The sequence below is a fragment of the Bacillus cereus ATCC 14579 genome, from assembly GCF_000007825.1.
Taxonomy (GTDB): Bacteria; Bacillota; Bacilli; order Bacillales; family Bacillaceae_G; genus Bacillus_A; species Bacillus_A cereus.
Genome location: NC_004722.1, coordinates 2720680 through 2740870 on the forward strand (window position 1 = coordinate 2720680; position 20191 = coordinate 2740870).

Sequence of the window (20191 nt, forward strand, 5' to 3'; positions counted from 1 at the left end):
TTTGATTTTATCAGTCCTGTAATATACAGGGCTGTTGCTTTATTAAACTACATCTCCTTCTCTAATAACCGCCCTTTTTTGAAATAAGTCCGTAGTGTTGAACGATTGGCCAAAAATACACCAATCAATATAAGACAAGCCCCCATTCCCATTGTAGGATTTAAGGGCTCTCCTAAAATGATATATCCCACAATTATTGCAATTAATGGTGATACATATAACCACGTCGATGGAAATACTGGATTTGTTTTTGATAAGAGCCAGTAATATAATCCGTGTCCACCAATCGATCCGATAAATATGAGATATAAAATAGGCCATTGCACACTCCATGAAGTTAATACGGTTACATTTGGTTGTTCTACAATAATAGATGCGATGAGTAGTAAAATCCCTCCATAAAACATTTGAATACCGTTAATAAGAAATGGTGATACATTTGATAAATCTGACAGTATTTCTTTCGAACGAATAGAGCCTATTCCATAAAATAGCTCCCCTATAACTAAAACAATACAAGCAATACTCCATATGAAACTTACTTGTTGATGCATTCCTGGTAAAGAAACAAATATAACACCTATTAGTGCAATAACTAAAGCAACGAGTTGTTCCTTTTGTAATTTCTCCCTATTCCTCTTTGCTTGTATTAATAAAATCATCATTGGTCCCGTAGCAGAAAGAACAGCAGCTAATCCCGAAGAAATATATTGTTCTGACCAATATAAACTTGCGAATGTCATAAATGTTAAACAAAATCCAGCATACATAATACGTTTTGAAAATATATGTGGCATAATTTCTTTTCGCTTTAATTTAAAAATAATCATAAGGATTATACCCGCTAAAAAGAAACGAATTCCTGCTGAAAACAACGGTGGTGCTCCTGCTTCAATTCCAATTTTAATCGTTAAAAATGTTGTCCCGAAAATAATACATACTAAAATGTAATTAAAAATGACCATTTTACTTCCTCCTTTTTACTCTTAAAATGAGTATAGAGGCTATGGTGTATAACAGTGTATCGGTACATATAACAGTTACTTCAAGTTGTAGTTGATTCCCTATATATTTTTCGCTTTAATTAAATTAAAAAGAAAAATAGGTGAACCTATGAAGATTGTATTGCGTAAAGAATCAAACATACCGTATTACAAGCAAATATATATGCAAATTGTTGAAAGAGTACAAAGTGGTATGCTTTCACATGGTGAATCCCTTCCTTCTTTACGTTGTATGGCCACAGATTTACAAATCAATGTATTAACTGTTCGTAAAGCTTATAAACAGTTAGAAACGAAAGGGTATATACGCATCGAACAAGGAAAAGGTGCTTACATATATAAACGTGTAAAGAAAGATTTCAAACCGATACCGTATAAATGGCAACAATCAAGATCTATTAATGTTATGCGTTCTCAATATGCAATGAATAAACACCGTAAATATTATGATTTTTCACAAGCAATTCTGTATCCCCGTCTGTTACCAAATCCATTTTTGGCAGACGAAATGCATAAATTGCTGGATAAAAATCCGATGTTGTTAGCAACTTATGGGCCAGTTCAAGGCGATTATGAATTGCGAGTTGAAATAGCAAATTACTTAAATGAACACCAGAAATTAGTGACGGACCCATCTCAATTATTAATTACAAGCGGAGCACAACAAGGAATTGATTTAATTGCTCAAACATTATTAAAACCTGGAGATACTGTATTAGTAGAAAGTCCGTGTTACAGTGCCGCGCTTGATGTTTTCATCAATAAAGGTGTTCAAATCATTCCTGTTTCTCTTGATAATCATGGAGTTCGCTCCGACTTAATTGATGATATTTGTCAAAGTAAAAATCCCGTTTTATTGTATACGAATCCGACCTTCCAAAACCCGACAGGTACAGTAATGAGTAAAGAACGAAGAATGGAACTTATAGAACTAGCGGGGCTATATCAATTTTTTATCATTGAAGATGATTCTTTCGGAGAAATATATTTTGAAGATGCTATAATCCCGCCCCCAATCAAAAGTTTTGATAAGGATGGCCACGTAATATATATAAAAGGATTTAGTAAAACGTTAGCACCAGGACTGCGTATCGCGGCGCTTATTGCCGATGGTCCTATTTTTGAATGGCTATATGCAGTAAAAGGTTCAATGGATATCGGTAGTCCTTTATTAACACAAAAGGCACTTCTACCGTTTTTACGTGCAGAACGTATGAAAAACCATTTAGAAAAATTACGTACAGCTTTACAAATGAGACGTGATTTAACAATTGATATATTATCGCCATTAAAAGAACTACACTTTGAAATACCAAATGGAGGTTTTAATTTATGGGTGACACTACCTGATTCGATAGATCCCTTTACCTTATTACAAAAAGCAAATGAAGTAGATGTCTCTTTTTTACCAGGAACAGCTTGTCTATTAAACTACGAAACAAATGATAACCAATTAAGAATTAGCTATTCAATGTTAAACGAGAAAGATATGGAAATTGGATTAGAGAAATTACATGATACAATACGAAAAAGTATTTGTTAGAAGCAATATCACATTAGCCAACAATAAATAATGCCCGCAAATGAAAATGTATAGTATGGGATATTATCTATTGTTGAGCTTTTTCGTTATTCTTAACAACCGATTTTAAAACTTGTCTTTCTTTTAATTCTTCAACACTGCCATATCGATCAATAACGATTGCTTTCATTTCCTCTCCTCCTTGCTGTTTATTTTAATAACATACAATTATTTCTCAAAATTTTTTGCCTTGAATTACCATATACTTATTTTTGGGGGTAATTATGCAAAAAGCATTATAAAGTGAAACTTTAATCATTCCTCACCAATCGGGCTCTTACTGCCCGGCAAATAGCGGGATGAATTTCAAAAAGAATCTTACACACATCTTAGAATGATTCAAAACTATATTATTAATTAAATTCAAAAGAAATGGGGCTAACGTTATGAGTGAAAAGATATTTAAAATAAACGGTATTGATATATGTACAGAAAGCTTCGGTAACTCTAATGATCCCGCTATTTTATTAATTATGGGAGCTACTTGTTCAATGATATATTGGGATGAAGAATTTTGTGAACAGTTGGCGAACACAGGAAAATTTGTTATTCGCTTTGATAATCGCGATGTTGGACGCTCTGTTACATATGAACCTGGCACTTCAAATTATTCAGTAACAGATATGGCTGAAGATGCAATTGGAGTACTAGATGCTTATCATATTGATAAAGCTCACCTATTTGGTATGTCATTAGGTGGTATGATTGCTCAAATTGCTGCTGTAAAACATCCCGAAAGAATTTTGACGCTGACTTTACTAGCGACTAGTGTAATAGGATCTGATGACAATACTCGCGATTTACCTCCAATGGATGAAAGGATTTTAACACATCATGTAAATGGCACAAGTATAGATTGGGCAAATAAAAATGATGTGGCAGAGTATTTAGTTTCAGGATCTCGTCTATTATGTGGATCAGAACGAATATTTGATGAAAATAGAGTTTATAAACAAGTAAAACAAGAAATAGAACGCGCAAACAATTTATTAAGTATGTTTAATCACGCTTTACTTCAAGGTGATGATGCATATGAAGGTGTACTTCAATCCATACAAGCACCTACATTAGTTATTCACGGAACAGACGATACAGCACTACCATTTGAACATGGCCTCGCACTAATTGATGAAATTCCAAACTCAGTACTATTAACCCTTAAAGGGGCAGGCCATGAAAACCATCCAGATGACTGGGAAAGCATAATTAACGCTGTTTCTAAACATACATCTAAAATTTAGATAAATAACTAATGGAAGGGGGCACAAATTGTGTCCCCTTCTAGTTACAAACAAAAACCCATCACTGTATTCGTATGTATAGTGATGGGGACTTTTTATATTTTTCTATGTTTAAAAAAATGGACAATCTAATTGATCAACAGATTCCCATAATTTTTTTTTTGCATTTTCGGTGGATGTATTTGTGTCTAGTGTCATGTTTTTAAAAGGGTTTACTTCGACTTTTAATAAGGATGAAGGCTCCACATATAATGAGAAAACATGGCTGCTTGGTAAAGCTTTTGAAACGTCAATATCTCCAACTTGTTTAAATAGTTGCTGCGCAGCAAAAAAGAAGAAATTAGTTGGATTTGATTGTTTATTCAGCCACGCAAGCATTTCAGGTGATACCGATTTGTGAATATTGATTTTTACTCGATCACCACGTTTATATCGCCTAGATCGCATACTTCCACCAACTAACTTATCGTTAAGTTTGTAAATCCTAACTCTTTTTGCTTATGCTCTCTATATTTTGGCGAACAAGTATAAACTAATAATCCTCGTGCATTTGTAAATAACGGATTATCTACAAAGATTACATTTTTGAGTCGTCCTTTTTGCTTTAAAATCATTTTTAAACTGTTTTTAATAATTACTGCACCCCCGCCATAAATAAACACGTATGGATCGTCTTTCATATCATCAATTTTATTTATAATATCTGTTGCAACACGTGCTGCTAAACCTAATAGCGCTGGCTGTGATTCCTCAACTAATAAGGTATTTCTCGGATGCTTATCATTTAAATAAATTTGATTGAATTCTGTAATACTATCAATCGTTTTAGTTGGATACTTCCGGTTCCATCTCGTAATGATTTGTAGTAACGTCTCTTTTACACCATAAGATAAACCTTTACTTAGTTGCGGACGGAAATTCACCCCTAATGAAACGACTTCTTCTGTCGTCCCTGCACCAATATCAAAAGAGAGTAGAGTTTTATCTACAAAATCAATTTCAGAAACTTGATTTTGCTCACATTCTATTTTATGTTTCACAACATTTCCTTCTTCATCGTATACAATGCCCCACGTACCAGAAGCGCCCTCAGGCAGGCATTTACAATACTCAATTGAAACATTAATTGTCACATCGCGTCCGTTCGGATAATGGAAAATAACCTTATGATTTCCCATATAACGTTTTGCATTTCCAGCAGCTATTTCTTGTGTAATAAGCTGCATAGGAAGAGCGACAGATAAATCATAACGAATATTAATATGGCTAGAAGTTGGACTTTGACGCATAGCGCTTACCGCCAAACCTGATAGTATTGTAATAACCATTAACTCATCCGTTGACTTATTCGATTTCTTCTCTACCTCAGTACCTTTTAATTGATCTTGAATAACTTTTTCTCCAACGATGTATCGTACATTATTTAGCATTAACGATGGCGAACTTATAGTCACATCAATGTGGTTTTCTAATTCAGATAATGAAACATCTACCTCATCTAAGAGTCCTGTAGGCTCACCTATATATAAAGAATAAATACTCGGAATAAAAATAGGGTCTTGCCCTTTCACCATTAACTTCAAACCGTTGTTTCCTGCATCTGCACCAGCTTTTAAAAGTATAGACATAACTACCCCCTAAATTAATCTGACATCCCTTCCAAATATATGCGAGCCCATTCTTTTACATTCAAATGTATTGTAATTTTTTATTTATCATAAAAACAAAATATTGCATACTTACATATTGTGTGTAAAAAGTATTTGACATGACACTTTTCCAATTTTATACTTATATTTGTAAAGAGTTTTTTACAATCGAGGGGGCAATTATTTATTGAATACTAAAAAAACTATTTTTATAATCATTGTTTTAGCATTAATTGCAATACTAGTACATGGCACATATAAATACATAACTGAAGGTTCTATTTTAGGTGGTACGATTTTTGCTATTTCGTTAATACTTAGTAATTTAATTAATCACATTACTTGGGGAGATCCCCACGGTGTGTCAGAAGAAAGTCAAGATGAGATGGGACAACAAATTACATATAAAAGCTTTAAAATTGCGTATTTTGTGCTTGTAGTTGTAATGTTCCTTTTATTAATCTTCTCCGAAGGATTTTCTATGGGGGCTAATTTAGATGGAGTAAAAAACCTCCCCCTGTTCATCGCAATTTGCTCTTCATTCTTTATTTATCCTATTGTCGAACTCATAGTTGCAAAACAATATAAGTAAAAAGATGAGGTTTTCTACATGTAGAAAACCTCATCTTTTTATATTTACATAATCTCTACAATTGCTTTTAATTTATTCACAGTCCGCCAATTCCTAACTGTAGCTGGTGTATGTAACTTCTGAAACTGGTTCATTAATTTAGAATTTCGAATGCTATTTTTGAAAAATAAATAAACGACCTTCTCATCTATATAGCAATCTTCAAGTTCACTTTTAAATGTAAGCAATTGACTACTCTCTTCTTCAGAAAGTACATTAGCTAAAAAAGCAATATGAACACTTTCTCCTTCTAACAATGAATGAACTTCATATGGACATTGTTTAATAATATTTATAAATTCATCATGTGTTCTTAGCATGACTGGAACATCGAAATCAAATTCTTTTTTTATTTCAGATTGTATTTGGTCCTTTAGAAAGTTTATACCTTCCTCAGATTCGAACACAATATTACCACTTTGTATATATGTTTTCACTTGTTTTAACCCTATTGATTCAAACACTCGTTTTAAATCAGCCATTTTGATTACTTTATGGCCACCGACATTGATTCCTCTTAGTAATGCAATATAAAATGTCATATTATCCCCCCCACAGTAAAATGAACTTATCAATTGAATCGGTTTTCCCACTCATATTTCTCGGATATTTGTTTTAATTCTTCTAACATATCATGAATAGATAATACCTCAAATAAAATAATAGATTCACTTGAAAAATGGTGATGATAATGATTTGGTTTATAATCTTTTAAATCATTTTTATAACTCCAAAATTGCTTGTCTAATTCAGCAATAAGTTTGAAATGTTCCTCATCAATTTCATTACAACGGTTTCTCAATATAGCAATTATAGAATGAATTGTTCGTTGTAATATTTCTCTTTCACTTTGTGACCAGTCACAAGTCTCAATTGATACCCGAGCTAAATTATCTATATGGTAAATGATTTGCTGTAATATATGAAGTTGCTTCTGCATCGTTAAAAAACTTCTCATTTCCTTCTTTGTATGTTGATGATATTTCCAATCTTTCTGCTCATATTGAACAAATTGTATCGCCTTATGCAATAATAAAGTCAATTTAGATAAATCCTGAGCAGTCTCCTTTTTCACACCTTTTCCTGCAACTAATGCAGTAATCCATTCTTCCATAATATTTGCTGTTTTAGCAAATAGATCCTCTGTACATCCAAAAATCATTTTCGTGTAGTGGGGTGGAAAAATGAAAAAATTCACTAAAGTAGATACTATAATACCAGTAGATGTAGTAGCTAAACGAATTAAAAATGCAGTAAAATAATGATTTGCCGTAATTGGAATCATTGCTACGGCAGTTAAAGTTGCAACTAAAGTTCCCGCATGTAACCTTAGTTTTTGACATGCTACGATCGTAAACATTGCAGCTAATGCATAAGAAATTGCTTGGTGGCCTAGGAAAAATGTGAAAGTCATGGCATATGCCGATCCAATTGTTGAGGCCGGAAAGCGAATAAGTCCTTTTTTTATTGAGTCTGTTGCAGTTGGTTCAATTGTAACAATTGCTGTTATTACAGCAAAAATAGTTGGGATGTTAAAAAAATCACAAACTAACACTGTAAGAAAAACTGCAATTCCAGTTTTAATCACTCTTCCTCCAACGATATTCCATTTTCTATCTTGATTCATTTTTTATATCCTTCATTCCTGTTTCATTTTATATACATATATTATATATTGTTAAAATAAAAAAACCTACTACTTGAATATTCAAGAGTAAGTTTTCTATCTCATTATTTCATTATAGGTAAATGCATTATTATTTGTTGGCCAATTGGTCCCATTCTTCTAAAACCTTTATCTTGGAAACCAACTTTTGCATATAAATTTTGTGCAGGAATATTTCTTTCATTCACAGCAAGTACAACTTCATTTTTTATTGGAAAATAACGTTTTACAAACTCTTCTAATAATAACAATGACTTTTTAGCGAATCCTTTTCTTTGTCTATTGTGATTAATAGAAAATGACGTTAAAAGTAAAGCATCCTCATTATCTGTGAACTCCTTTACTCTATCTCCCGTTTCCAATGCGAAAAGACCCACCGGTACCCCATTGTGATCTAAAATAACAATCACATTTTTTGTATAATCACTTTTTGCTTTCTCCAGTAATGCGCTTGGATCTGATGTAAACTGAACTTGTTCACTTGGTAAAGTAAATGTTTGTATAACTTCTTTATATTTCTCCTTATACGGAGCTAATTGAATTTCCCCTGTGTGTATGTTCATGCTAAACTCTCCCATTTTTCAGCTTATTAACTTATACCTTGCTGTGCTTTTGAATGCACTCTTCCATCTAAAAAGGTAATTTCAACAAATGAATTTGGATCGTTCCCTTTCCAAGCAAAAATTTGTTTAATTTGTGTAGAATGCTCTCCCCCTTCTTCTATAAGTAAATCTCCTTCAAAACCAATTAAATCTTTCACTTCTGTATAAGTCATTCCTTCATTTATACTCGAGAAATGATTTATATTGATAGACTCTTTCTGTTGCCTTTCCATCACAGTAGAAGAAGTTGCTGTTTGGTTTTTCACTTCTTTTCTCTGTTCACACGCTGTCATACTGAAACCTAAGCATAAACTAAACAATATACATGCGCTTTTTTTCATCATAACAGTTGTCCCTCCCATGATAATTAAACCATATATTCCCTTAAAAATAAACTGAATATTTAATATTATATTTAAAAACCTCGTACAATTAAGTACGAGGCTAATTTCATTTATTCAAATGATTATTTGTATTGATCATCCTGTTCTTTTCTTAACTCTTGTTCTTCATCTTTTGGTAATTGTTTATCATTATCTTTAATTGGATTCGTTTCTCTATTTTCTATCATATCATTTGGAACTTGTGGCATTACTCGGCCCACAATAGCGGCTAATTCATCTAGTATACCTTCACCTGTTTTTCCTTTTTTAATTTGCTTTCCGATTTGTTTGAGGCGTTCATACGTATCAACATCTGCTACAACGACTGCATTAGCACCGTCAGGGTCATTTTTTAAACTTTCTGCAACAGAGTATTTAATTGATTCAACTCGAGTTCGATCAAGTTTTGCTTTTACATCAATACCTACAATAGCATATTTTCCAACAACGACCGCTGTTGCATCATTCACACCTGGCACACTTGCTGCTAAAGATGCTAAATGATCTGCTGCTTTTTCATTTGGCTTATTTGATTTATTCGTATAATTAACATTTTTCATTGAAACATTTTTTTGTTCCGGCTTTTCGTTTGGATTGTCTTTTTTTCCAATACTGCATCCAGTTATAACGAAGCAAAGCATCAATATATATATTAGAGTTTTCATTATTTTCACCACTTCACTATTAAGGTTTAATCATAAATTTTTTCAACAGCTTGCATTTTCTTTACCTTTTCCTCGGCCCCGCTATTAGCATTAATGAATATTTGGTACGTATCTTTTCCTAAAGTGCCTACAAATTCATAGCAAAGCACTTCATTATGCAAATCATTGACTACTAAAGCTTTACGTTCTTCCATGACTTTTACATCCGGATTGATTTTCTTTCTTGCTTCTGCTGCAGTTAGCTTTGCCGATGGAACTGTTCGCTTTTGATGTGACGCTAAATATTCTTTTGCGGAGAACCCAACGATAGAACCATCATCTAAAGCAATTTTCATTTGGATTGCTTCTGGATAAATTCGTACTCCATTTTCATTTACTACATACGTAAATACACCAACATTATCATATTGAGAGCTATCATAAAGCTCCATATTATTAAACTTATGGTCCTTTAAAAATTTCAAACCTTTACTACCTGCATCGTTTAAACTAACTTTCTGTTCTTTAATTTCGCGGTTATTCATAACCCAAATTGGATATCCGCCTTTTCCGGTAATATCCATATAGAACTCATTGTTCGTTGCTTCATCTTTAATTTTCACACTATAGAAGGATTCTTTCGCACCTTTTCCGCTTTTCTCAACATCTACTTTTTCATTTCCTTTTAAATTCAAAAACGATTTGGCAATTTTCGCCGCTTCATCTTTAGAAATTGCCTTTCCTTCCGCTTCAAATCCACCTTTTTTATTTTTTTGCGCACTTGTAAAGGTCGGTCCGAAGTTTGTAGAAGAATATGATGTTACGTTTTTCTCTACAGTTTTCAATCCATCAATAATTGTGTTATCTGCTGGATCGCGATTTGATGCAAGTGCCATTTCTACATCCATCCAGCGTAAATTATTTTTCAAAACAAGATGTTGTACTTTTCTTAGTTCATCTTGTATATTTCCTGCATTTGAATATAAAGTTTGTAGCGTTTTATATTCTTGCTCATTTAACGGCTCTTTTTCTAAATCACGAATGGCTGCACGGTAACTGAAATCACCGATATTCGCTAAAAATTCTTCCGTTTTATTAAATGGCATTAATGTTAAAGGTAGTTGTCCTACATCTGAGCGAGCTTCAGATGTTAAACGCCATACATCCGCTAATGCAGGTGATAAAGATGATCGTGAATTCATCGCAAGTGTTGTGCCAATTTTATCGTGTAATAAATCGACTTCGTATGCTAAATCATGGAATGCACGTTGATAGCTATTTTCCGCTCGAATTAAAACCGCATTTTTCTCTTGGTGCTCTTTATAGCCCCAATAGCCTGTTCCTACTACACCGACTGTTAATAATACAATGATAATACCTCGTAACATTGTCCCACCTCCGCTCTATTTACAGAAAATATGTTTACCGATTTTTTTAATTTGTGGACGAGTCCAAATCCATTTACTAGTCGCAGTATCTGGATTGAAATAATATAAAGCATTTCCTGTTGGATCCCATCCGTTAATCGCATCTAAAACTGCTTTTTTTGCTGTTTCATTTGGTGTTAAATATATTTGTCCATCGGCTACCGCTGTAAATGCTCTAGGTTCAAAGATTACACCTGAAACAGTATTTGGGAATGACGCACTTGTAACACGGTTCAAAATAACAGCAGCTACTGCAACTTGTCCTAAATATGGTTCACCGCGTGATTCTCCGTATACTGCGTTTGCCATAAGCTGAATATCATTTTGAGAATAACCATTCGGAACATTTGTCCCTTTATTTTGAGGTGGTTTATTCTCTTGTGCAGTGCCACCACTATTTCCTTTATTCGTTGTCGTCCCTTTATTAGCAGTTGACTTGTCATACTTCGTTGCTTTCACGAGCATTTGCTTCGTTTTAGCTCCAGCTAAACCATCAACGGGTAATCCAAATTTCTCTTGAAAATTCCGAAGTGCCCAATATGTACCCCATCCGAAAACACCATCTACTTTTCCCGTATAAAATCCGTTATATTTTAAACGAGATTGCAGTTCAATGACATCTTCGCCCGATGCTCCTCTTTGAATGACTTGATTAGAAAATGCTTCTACATTCTTTAGTTGTATACTACTGACCATTAAAGACAGTCCTATGAACGCAAGTAAAACCGCTATTTTAAAAATAGCTTTTTGGCGCATAATTTTCCCTCCTTAATTATGTAAATGATTTCTTGGTTATGTTTTGTAAAAGCCTCGCTTTTATGTAAAGAAGACAAAAAAATCCAAACTAATATCGTAGAAAGAAAATGTAAACAATATAAAAAAAGGATAAAAGGAGTTCATCATGAAGAATTTGTTAAAGCGTGTCGCACTCGTCCTTCTGTTCCTAACAACATGTTCAAATGTATATACAGGCTCATCAATTGTTCATGCGCAGCCGCCGTATGCAAAATGGGGTAAGCTTGCTGTAGAGAAAACGAAAGAAAAGTACCCAAAAGCAGAGATTATTGATTACCTTCATATAGGTAGAAAACCAAAAACCGTTCAAATAACAGTTGAAAAATTCAAATTGTGGCTACGTGAAGACGGAAAAGAATATGGTGTTTTTGTTGATGTGGAATTTGAAACGAAGACGGAGAAATTTATAAAGCTGTCGTTTCAGAAGACGAGTAGATAAAGTGAAACTTTAATCAGTGGGGGTTTTGTTCATCTCCCACTGATCATCAGCCCTCACCAATCGGACTTTTACGGGCAGCCCGACAAATAGCTGGATAAAGTGAAACCCCCACTGTTAAAAACAGACACAGTGGGGGTTCTTGCATTTCTAAAATTCTTTTCTAAAGTTTCGATTCCCTAAAAATCTTACCAATATACAAATAGCACCAATTACAACTGCTATCCCTATACTGTATAAAAGTACTTTACCATATCCACCTATTCTCGGATCTAAAAACGGATATGGATACCAATTCACGATTGGACCACGTATTAAGCTATATACAACGTAAAAAAATGGGAATAAAAGCCAACTTGCAGCTTGTTTCCAAGTGATTTTCTTAATAGGTGGATTTAAAATCCAATCTAAAAGCATTGTAATCGGCATGATATAATGTAGCACAGTATTTACCCATGGTATTGCCGTTTGAAGTGATTCTTCTAACCCTCTTAATAATAAAAAATAAATGAGTCCAGTCGTAAGTATGTATACCGTTGCTGCACCACGAAGTATACCAAACTGTTCTGAGCGACCAAATGTAGCTGTTCCGATACTACTTAAAAGGAGAATACATGCAACTAAAATGTTACTTTCGATAGTGAAGAAACTAAAAAAGTTAACTGGGTTGAACGGTTTCACTTGTGCCCGTATTATAAATTGCGTAATGATTGTACTAAATGCTAGAAGGCTTAAACATAGTCTAAATAAAGATAAAATTTTTTCATCTTTCATACATTCCCTCCTTTTCTTATATATAATTAGAACTTCCCTGTACATGCTCAATAAATAATTTTAACGGAACGAGCCCACGTTTTGGCATATGACTACTTATAATAGCTACTACTTCTAATTGAGGAATGATAACGATGTATTGTCCGCCGTATCCCATAGCGAAATATATACAATACGGTATGTGAAATCTTTCGTTATGTAATACCCACCAGTGATATCCATATGCGCCCACATGTTCATATGTTTCAAATTGCGCCCTACTTGACTCTTCTAACCATTTCGCTGATACAATTTCTTTTTCATTCCAATATCCATTTTGCAAACATAATTTTCCTAATTTTAATAAATCGGTAGATTTCATTTTCATACCGAAGCCACCTACATATATACCCTGCGGATCTTGTTGCCACTCGTATTCGTTAATTTTTAATGGATCAAATAAATATTTCTTTGCAAACCGCTCTGTCGACATTCCAGTAGCTTCTTGAATAATATAGCTCAGTAAATGAGAAGAACCTGAATTATAATTCATTTTTGTAGCAGGTTCTTCAATTATTGGCTTCTCTAATATGTACTGTACCCAGTTCTCTGATTCTACAAAGTCATTTGGGAATACTACTCCATTCCCAAACTCTTTCCAGCCCTCACCAGTAGTCATTGTTAATAAGTGATATAGCGTTAAATCATGTTTTTCCCCAGGTACATTTTCAATCCACTCTGTAATTGATGTATGTATATCATTTATATAGCCCTTATCAATTGCAATACCAATTAATAAAGATACGATACTTTTTGTAATCGAATTTATTTTATATAAATTATTTGCACATTCGGGTGTTTTATAATACTCAGTTGTTAATTCCCCTTTTTGATAAACAAGAAATGTATTCACTTTTTTCTTTTCGAATTTATTTTCTAGTTGCTTGAAATCCAAAAACTTTACCTCCATTTAAATAGTTACTCCATTTATTATATCTTGTTCCTTCATTTTAAACATAATTGTGCTCAAATAAAAATAAACCTGTCAGCCATAATGAACTGACAGGTTTATTTTTATAATTTTGTACGAACATTCCAAAGCTCCGGGAAGAATTGTTGATCAAGTACTCGCTTTAAATAAGAAACACCGGAGGATCCACCTGTACCCATTTTATGTCCAATAATTCTTTCTACTGTTTTCATATGACGGAAACGCCATTGTTGTAGCCAGTCTTCAATATCAATCAATTTTTCAGCAAGCTGATATAAATTCCAATATTTTTTCACATCCGCATACACTTCCAACCATGCTGCTTCTACTGTTGCATCTTCTTCATAAGGCTGCGTAATATCACGGTTTAACACATCTTTATGAATAGGGAATCCTTCTTTTACTAATGCTTGAATCGCGACATCATATAGACTTGGTGCATGTAGCGCTTTATGAAGTCGTGCATGTAATTCTGGATCCTTTTCATAAATTTTTAATGCGTGTGGCGTTTTATAGCCAAGTGCATACTCAATCATACGATATTGATACGATTGAAAACCTGAAGCTTGACCGAGTGAGTCACGAAACTCAATATATTCTGATGGTGTTAATGTCGCAAGAATATCCCAAGATTGAATAATTTGAGACTGAATTTTTGATACACGTGCTAACATTTTAAAAGCTGGTTGTAATTTATCTTGTTTAATAAATTCAATCGCCGCATTTAGCTCATGTAAAATGAGCTTCATCCAAAGCTCACTTGCTTGGTGAATAACGATAAATAACATTTCATCATGATGGTCCGATAATCTTTTTTGAGAAGATAGTAAACTATCTAATTGTAAATACTCCCCATACGTCATATTCTCTTTAAAATCCGTATGAATCCCTTTTTCCATAATTACTTTTTCATTTTCTTTCATATTAGCCAAACGCCCCTTTTATATGATTCTACTTATATTGGTCTAATAACGGCTCGAACTGGACTTCCATCTGCATCAGTTAATGCAAGTGGTAATGCAATAAGTTCATAATCACCGTCTGCTACATGATCTAGTACGACATTTTCTAAAATATGAATTCCATGTTTAAATAATTGATGATGCGCTGCTAATTCTTTATCATCTAGCGGATCAACTGATGGTACATCTACTCCGATTAAACGAATACCTTTCTCTGAAAGAAACGACGCTATGTCTGCACGTAAATGAGGGATCACCTCTGGAAATTCTTCAGCTTTTCCATGTGAAGATGTACGTAATAATAATCGTTCTACACCTTCTAAATGAAAGCTTTCTAATTCCTTTTTCCCGATGCTTTCAAGATTAGAAACGTCAATAATCCGTGCTGGGCCAACATAAACTTGAACATCTAAATCCAATACTTTCTTTCCATCATTATCAAAATGAAATGGTGCATCAATATGAGTGCCTGTATGAATACTCATCGTTAACTTTCCGACATTTACTGAGCCACTTTCTTCTTTTGACCATGAAACTTCATACGAGAACGGTGTGTCTCCTGGCCACGTTGCAATATTATTATTTAGCGGTTGTGAAATATCAATCCACTCTGATGTTTTCATATTTATGCCACAACCTCTCGCTTATTTTCAAACTGCTTATACTCTTCATTTTTCATAATTTTCTTTAATATTTGTACAGATTTCCACACTTCTTCGTATGTGTTATATAAAGCGACCGGCGCAAGTCTCACCCCATTTGGCGCTCTAAAATCTGGAATTACTCCATTTGCTTTTAGTGCTTTACATATACGTGCTGCTTCTGCATGCTCTAAATAAATGTGCCCGCCTCGTTTTTCATCCTCTAATGGATTTCCAATTGTAAATTCGAAATCTTTTAATTCATGTCCAATTAAATTCAGCATGTATCTCGTAATATGTAAAGATTTCTCACGTAAACGTTCAATACCAGCATCTTTGAAAATTTCAAGTGAACCAATTAATGGTGCTGTACTTAATACGTGCGGTGTACCAATTTGATAAGCACCTGCATGATCAGCAGCTGTTAATGTATGCTCCATATCAAACTGTTTATCTTTTCTAGAACTAAACCATCCAGACAATCCTGGCAGTCTATTAAAATGTTTACTATTTACATAAAGGCCTGCAACACTACCCGGTCCTGCATTTAAATATTTATAATTGCACCAAACAGCAAAATCGACATCCCAATCTTTGAAATGATGCGGAATAGATCCTATTGAATGGCATAAATCAAATCCAATGTGAATGCCGCGTTTATGAGCTTCCGTTGTTAAACGTTTCATATCAAGAATTTGACCACTTCTATATAAAACAGAAGGTAATAAAATTAAAGCGATATCATCTTCCATCGCATGGATAATATCTTCTTCAGAAAGTGTTCTACCATCTCGGCTTTTCACTCTTACTAAATGCTCCTCTGGATCTAATCCTTTTAAACGAATTTGACTTTGAAGTGCATAAATATCTGATGGGAAAGTTAATTCATCCGCAAGTATTTTTGTACGTATTCCTTTTGGTTCGTAAAACGTCGCAATAACTTGGTGTATATTTGTAGTTGTAGAACCGGTTACAATAGTTTCTTCCGGTAAAGCACCAATAAGAGGGGCTGTAAGTTTACCTAATTTCTCTGAAAGGAAAAACCACGGGTGCTCACCTTCTGTCCAGCCGTCAATGCCATACTCTTTCCACGAATCTAGCAACGTAAGTAATGATTTCTCTGCTCTTTTTGAAAGTAGCCCTAATGAGTTTCCATCTAAATATATAGTACCTTCTTTTTTATAGAATTCAGTTTGAAAATCTTTCAGTTCATCATGTTTATCACATTCAAGCGCATACTCATAAGTTGGTTGAAATGGTTCTTTATACATGGTGTCACCTTCTCTTAATTTTCTTTTTATTCTAACTAATTGAAATATATCACCTTAATTGATACAACGTCAATGATATTATGTCAGTTGACTTTATATATGAACTTCTTTTACAATACAGTTATATTTTCAGATATTTCAGTATAAAGAGGTGATTCTTTGAAAAACTCTACTCTTTCATCAAGAAAACACCGCTCCTTAGAAACGAAGAAGAAACTATTACACTCTGGTTACACTATTTTTATAAATAATGGATTTCAAAAAACGACAATTACACAAATTATTAAACATGCAGAAACTGGTTACGGAACAGCATATGTATACTTCAAAAACAAAGATGATCTCCTAATTAGTTTAATGGAAGATGTTATGAATCGTTTTTATAATATCGCTGAGCGCTCTTTTTCTCCACAAACAAAAGAGGAAGCACGTATAATGATCCAAAATCAAGTTAGAGCATTCCTGCAATTAGCAAATGAAGAACGCGCTATTTTGCAAGTTGTAGAGGAAGCGATAGGATTATCAAGAGAAATACGGCAAAAATGGGATGAGATTCGGGAACGTTTTATAACAAGCATTAAACAGGATATTACTTACTCTCAAGAAAGTGGATTAGCACCACCTAATTTAAATAAAGAGATTGTAGCACGCGGTTGGTTCTCGATGAATGAATCGTTTCTTTGGACTATTACGCAAAATGACAAAAAGATTAACTTAGAGGAAATTGTGTATACGTTAACGGAGATATATACGACCGGGTTATATAAATAGCACACCTTCAATAAGGAAGGTGTGTTATTTTACATCTATAAAAATATATTAACTGGGTATGGTAGCGCTAAAGTAGGCTTTTCAGAAAATGAGAAATATTGTAGTTTTAAAGATTCACCATCTATCGATTTCAGTTTTCCACTAGTAATTTCACATTCAAACACAACAACAATATATTCTACTTGATCGCCATTCGGATATATATGACGGAACCTTTCCCCTCCAAATACCCCTTTTTGTTTTTTTACTTGCACTTTCAAACCCGTTTCTTCCCACACTTCACGAACTACCGCTTCTTCTGGAGTTTCTCCAGGCTCAATTGCTCCAGCTGGCAAACTCCAGTATTCTCCGCCAGGATATTGAAATAAGATTTCTCCCTGCTCGTTTTTAATAACTGCAGCTACACTTGGCATGAATATTAGTTCATGTCCTAATTGCTCCCGGATTTTTTTATAATATAGCGACATCGACATATAATTCTCTCCCACTCCATTAATGAATAACTGTATTTTCTGACATATATTCTATAATAATACCAATAACAATTTCTATATAGAAAGGATAAGAAAATGACCCAAGTACAACTAGTAAATAGCTTTCTATCATTTTTAGGTACGACAAAACAGCCTACTAACTTAAAGTTTTTAAATGAGCTTATTAAAGCTCATCAAGAAAAAATAAAATGGGAAACCCTTACTAAAATAATTGACTGGGAAAAGGGGAATGAAACAGGTAATTATTTTCCTTCCATTGAGACATACATAAACCGTATTACAACAAAAGGTCTGGGCGGTACTTGTTGGACTCACTCGATTGGATTCCATTGGTTATTATCAAATCTTGGTTTTGATGTTCAATATATGTATATGGACCCCGGACATTTATGCTTACGGGTTAACTTAGACCAACCTTATTATGTTGATGTTGGTTACTGTGCACCTTTATTCCAAGCTTACCCACTTTATGAATCATTTCAAGTAAGTAATGTAAGAGAAACTTTCACTTATGAAGTCTCAAATAATAAGATTGAAATTACTAGAAATCCAGGTCCCACAAAAACCTTACACATAGAACCAATACACTTATCAAATATGAAAGAACTTATTTCAAGGTCTAACGATTGGCGTACATCTCCTGTATTAAAGAAAATTCAGATTTTCGGTTATATCAATGGCATTCCGACTTCTATAAATGATAATGTTTTAAAACAATATTTCCAAGGTAAGAAAAGAGAACAAATCATTACATCTTCTGAACTTAATTATTGGATAACAGAAAGGTTTTGTGTTGATAAAGAAATATATGAAAGAGCTATTGAGATTTTCAATGAAAAATCTTCAAACAGTAAAAGCGTTACTCATGAGATTGAGTAACGCTTTTACCTTAATATATTTTTAATATTAATCTTCTTTATGATAAGCAGCTTCTACACATTCTGCTAGACGCTCCATTTGTTCCATAGTTAAACCTCGTGATATCCAGCCTGTTAACTTATACATCATTTTATAATAAAAATTACTAGGTTCATATTCTGAAATTAATGTTAGTGCTGTACCTTCCTCATCTTCTTCTAACATATAAGTCATTGCTGAATATCCTTGCTTCATTTCACTACCAAGTGAAATAATATGCGGTGCATCGTATTCAAGGATTTCTACTTCAGCCTCGAATATTTTCTTACCGACTTTTTGAACAGTAATATATTTATCTCCTACACGTGGATTCTCTTTATCCATATTTGAAGGATAGCGATTTTCTATTATAAACGTATTCCATTCTTTTATTTTTTCATCTTCTATTATATAGTCACATACAATATCCATTGGTGCTTTTATTACTATTTCAATTGCAAAACTCATTATACTGCCCCTCTCAAATACCCTATCCATTTCTATTTAACTAAATCATTATGCCATATTTTATATAGTGAAATACAAGTAGAATTTTAACTTTTTATTGTGAGGGGGATTCAATAAATAATCATTTTTTATTAATTTAAAAACTTATTCATACAAAATATTTTATTAAAGATACAACAATTAAAAACAAAGCCACGAGTAGTAAAGCAATCCCTATACTTCTATTTTCTTTTTCGTTATTTTTTAAATTTTGCACTCCTAAACTAACTAACATAATCCCTATAAGCGTTTGTAAAATTAGCATACTCTGTTCCGAAACATCATTCCAACTATAAATGGAATACCCCATTACAATAATTGCAAGTACAATCGTTAAGATCCTATTCATATGAAAATCCTTCCTATAAAAAAAGAAGCCACTAAGTTTCCTTAGTGGTTTTATTAACAATTTATATTTAGTAAAATTACTTTTTATGAGTTTGATATAAGTCAATAGAATTTCCTGGCCAATATAACTATGTATGTTAGCATACTTTTTCTTTATTCAGTCTACTTACAATTCCAACTATAAATTTATATTCAATCCTCTTCTTCTTAATCTTTTTAAATCCTTCTTTCGTATCAAAAATTAAACACGTTTTCCGAAACCACATTCGTACATATAGTGACTCAAAATAAATAGGTTTTATAATTCCTCGTTCTTCAAATTCAGTTCCATCTTTATTTTCGGTTTCTGTTCGAACGAACCACCTATTTCCGAAGCCAATTTCAATATACTTCACATAAGTCCCCCTTCCGGGAATTATTTTCTAACAATTCTATTATTTCCCCGGTAAGCGCACATTCCGACAGAACATGAGCCCACAAAGAAAAAGTAGATTAC

Annotated in this window: 24 protein-coding genes and 1 pseudogene; 6 read left to right on the forward strand and 19 right to left on the reverse strand. The window is 33.4% G+C overall.

Translation table 11 applies throughout. The features are described 5' to 3' along the window. Positions 1 to 47 precede the first annotated feature (47 nt). Positions 48 to 965, reverse strand: coding sequence for a DMT family transporter (locus tag BC_RS13705; RefSeq protein WP_000234337.1), 918 nt, complete (start codon positions 963 to 965; stop codon positions 48 to 50). A gap of 148 nt (positions 966 to 1113) precedes the next feature. Between BC_RS13705 and BC_RS13710 the strand changes: the two genes are divergently transcribed. Further along, complete coding sequence (locus tag BC_RS13710) at positions 1114 to 2547, forward strand: PLP-dependent aminotransferase family protein (RefSeq protein WP_000706780.1); 1434 nt, start codon at positions 1114 to 1116, stop codon at positions 2545 to 2547. 425 nt (positions 2548 to 2972) lie between these two features. Then, complete coding sequence (locus BC_RS13715) at positions 2973 to 3827, forward strand: alpha/beta fold hydrolase (RefSeq protein ID WP_001290782.1); 855 nt, start codon at positions 2973 to 2975, stop codon at positions 3825 to 3827. A 111-nt stretch (positions 3828 to 3938) separates the two neighbouring features. Here the strand turns inward: BC_RS13715 and BC_RS13720 are convergent, their stop codons facing one another. After that, positions 3939 to 4274: a hypothetical protein gene (locus BC_RS13720; protein WP_001257760.1), complete on the reverse strand. Its 336-nt coding sequence runs from the start codon at positions 4272 to 4274 to the stop codon at positions 3939 to 3941. An 11-nt stretch (positions 4275 to 4285) separates the two neighbouring features. Continuing rightward, entirely contained in the window at positions 4286 to 5455 is a 1170-nt protein-coding gene (locus tag BC_RS13725) for a ParM/StbA family protein (protein WP_000025624.1), read from the reverse strand. 208 nt (positions 5456 to 5663) lie between these two features. Here BC_RS13725 and BC_RS13730 point away from each other — a divergent pair, with 208 nt between their 5' ends. Further along, positions 5664 to 6068 carry a hypothetical protein gene (locus tag BC_RS13730; RefSeq protein ID WP_001093141.1) on the forward strand — a complete coding sequence of 135 codons (405 nt, stop codon included), beginning with the start codon at positions 5664 to 5666 and terminating at the stop codon, positions 6066 to 6068. A gap of 44 nt (positions 6069 to 6112) precedes the next feature. On the opposite strand, the gene BC_RS13735 is transcribed toward BC_RS13730, so the two are convergent. From BC_RS13735 to sleB, 7 genes and pseudogenes are all read right to left on the reverse strand, one after another. Beyond that, positions 6113 to 6649: a DUF1697 domain-containing protein gene (locus BC_RS13735; RefSeq protein ID WP_000145144.1), complete on the reverse strand. Its 537-nt coding sequence runs from the start codon at positions 6647 to 6649 to the stop codon at positions 6113 to 6115. Positions 6650 to 6678: 29 nt separating this feature from the next. Continuing rightward, positions 6679 to 7734, reverse strand: a complete 1056-nt coding sequence (locus BC_RS13740) for an aromatic acid exporter family protein (RefSeq protein ID WP_001070827.1) — start codon at positions 7732 to 7734, stop codon at positions 6679 to 6681. A gap of 104 nt (positions 7735 to 7838) precedes the next feature. Next, the gene (locus tag BC_RS13745; protein ID WP_002025890.1) at positions 7839 to 8351 is read right to left on the reverse strand and encodes a GNAT family N-acetyltransferase; all 513 of its coding nucleotides are present in this window, start codon (positions 8349 to 8351) and stop codon (positions 7839 to 7841) included. 11 nt (positions 8352 to 8362) lie between these two features. Next, positions 8363 to 8719, reverse strand: a complete 357-nt coding sequence (locus BC_RS13750; protein ID WP_000976444.1) for a hypothetical protein — start codon at positions 8717 to 8719, stop codon at positions 8363 to 8365. A 106-nt stretch (positions 8720 to 8825) separates the two neighbouring features. Beyond that, positions 8826 to 9423, reverse strand: a pseudogene (locus BC_RS13755) (YhcN/YlaJ family sporulation lipoprotein). A 26-nt stretch (positions 9424 to 9449) separates the two neighbouring features. After that, the gene (gene ypeB / locus BC_RS13760) at positions 9450 to 10790 is read right to left on the reverse strand and encodes a germination protein YpeB (protein WP_000943727.1); all 1341 of its coding nucleotides are present in this window, start codon (positions 10788 to 10790) and stop codon (positions 9450 to 9452) included. Positions 10791 to 10805: 15 nt separating this feature from the next. Beyond that, positions 10806 to 11585, reverse strand: a complete 780-nt coding sequence (gene sleB, locus BC_RS13765) for a spore cortex-lytic enzyme (protein ID WP_001249053.1) — start codon at positions 11583 to 11585, stop codon at positions 10806 to 10808. A 145-nt stretch (positions 11586 to 11730) separates the two neighbouring features. Between sleB and BC_RS13770 the strand changes: the two genes are divergently transcribed. Then, the gene (locus tag BC_RS13770; protein ID WP_000793369.1) at positions 11731 to 12063 is read left to right on the forward strand and encodes a YqzG/YhdC family protein; all 333 of its coding nucleotides are present in this window, start codon (positions 11731 to 11733) and stop codon (positions 12061 to 12063) included. Positions 12064 to 12210: 147 nt separating this feature from the next. Here BC_RS13770 and BC_RS13775 read toward each other — a convergent pair whose 3' ends face one another. The 5 genes from BC_RS13775 to kynU all read right to left on the reverse strand — a co-directional run bounded on the left by BC_RS13775 (position 12211) and on the right by kynU (position 16678). After that, a complete protein-coding gene (locus tag BC_RS13775) occupies positions 12211 to 12834 on the reverse strand; it encodes a Pr6Pr family membrane protein (RefSeq protein WP_000650958.1) in 624 nt (207 codons plus the stop codon). A gap of 16 nt (positions 12835 to 12850) precedes the next feature. Beyond that, positions 12851 to 13768 carry a serine hydrolase domain-containing protein gene (locus tag BC_RS13780; RefSeq protein WP_000346255.1) on the reverse strand — a complete coding sequence of 306 codons (918 nt, stop codon included), beginning with the start codon at positions 13766 to 13768 and terminating at the stop codon, positions 12851 to 12853. A gap of 119 nt (positions 13769 to 13887) precedes the next feature. Beyond that, positions 13888 to 14727, reverse strand: a complete 840-nt coding sequence (kynA, locus tag BC_RS13785) for a tryptophan 2,3-dioxygenase (RefSeq protein WP_000661944.1) — start codon at positions 14725 to 14727, stop codon at positions 13888 to 13890. A 32-nt stretch (positions 14728 to 14759) separates the two neighbouring features. Beyond that, positions 14760 to 15389, reverse strand: coding sequence for an arylformamidase (kynB, locus tag BC_RS13790; RefSeq protein WP_000858074.1), 630 nt, complete (start codon positions 15387 to 15389; stop codon positions 14760 to 14762). Positions 15390 to 15391: 2 nt separating this feature from the next. Continuing rightward, complete coding sequence (gene kynU / locus BC_RS13795) at positions 15392 to 16678, reverse strand: kynureninase (RefSeq protein WP_000276298.1); 1287 nt, start codon at positions 16676 to 16678, stop codon at positions 15392 to 15394. A gap of 159 nt (positions 16679 to 16837) precedes the next feature. On the opposite strand from kynU, the gene BC_RS13800 reads away from it, so the two are divergent. Beyond that, a complete protein-coding gene (locus tag BC_RS13800; RefSeq protein WP_000798541.1) occupies positions 16838 to 17449 on the forward strand; it encodes a TetR/AcrR family transcriptional regulator in 612 nt (203 codons plus the stop codon). Between the two features lie 35 nt (positions 17450 to 17484). Here the strand turns inward: BC_RS13800 and BC_RS13805 are convergent, their stop codons facing one another. Continuing rightward, entirely contained in the window at positions 17485 to 17922 is a 438-nt protein-coding gene (locus tag BC_RS13805) for an NUDIX hydrolase (RefSeq protein WP_000062926.1), read from the reverse strand. 96 nt (positions 17923 to 18018) lie between these two features. Between BC_RS13805 and BC_RS13810 the strand changes: the two genes are divergently transcribed. Further along, positions 18019 to 18822 (forward strand): arylamine N-acetyltransferase, encoded by an 804-nt coding sequence (locus tag BC_RS13810; RefSeq protein WP_000195528.1) that lies wholly within the window; start codon positions 18019 to 18021, stop codon positions 18820 to 18822. A 27-nt stretch (positions 18823 to 18849) separates the two neighbouring features. Here BC_RS13810 and BC_RS13815 read toward each other — a convergent pair whose 3' ends face one another. The 3 genes from BC_RS13815 to BC_RS13825 form a co-directional block, all read right to left on the reverse strand. Continuing rightward, the gene (locus BC_RS13815; RefSeq protein ID WP_000006415.1) at positions 18850 to 19308 is read right to left on the reverse strand and encodes an SRPBCC family protein; all 459 of its coding nucleotides are present in this window, start codon (positions 19306 to 19308) and stop codon (positions 18850 to 18852) included. A 148-nt stretch (positions 19309 to 19456) separates the two neighbouring features. Then, positions 19457 to 19696 carry a DUF3953 domain-containing protein gene (locus BC_RS13820; protein ID WP_001079916.1) on the reverse strand — a complete coding sequence of 80 codons (240 nt, stop codon included), beginning with the start codon at positions 19694 to 19696 and terminating at the stop codon, positions 19457 to 19459. Positions 19697 to 19832: 136 nt separating this feature from the next. Further along, positions 19833 to 20090, reverse strand: a complete 258-nt coding sequence (locus BC_RS13825; protein WP_000873828.1) for a DUF3977 family protein — start codon at positions 20088 to 20090, stop codon at positions 19833 to 19835. Positions 20091 to 20191 lie beyond the last annotated feature (101 nt).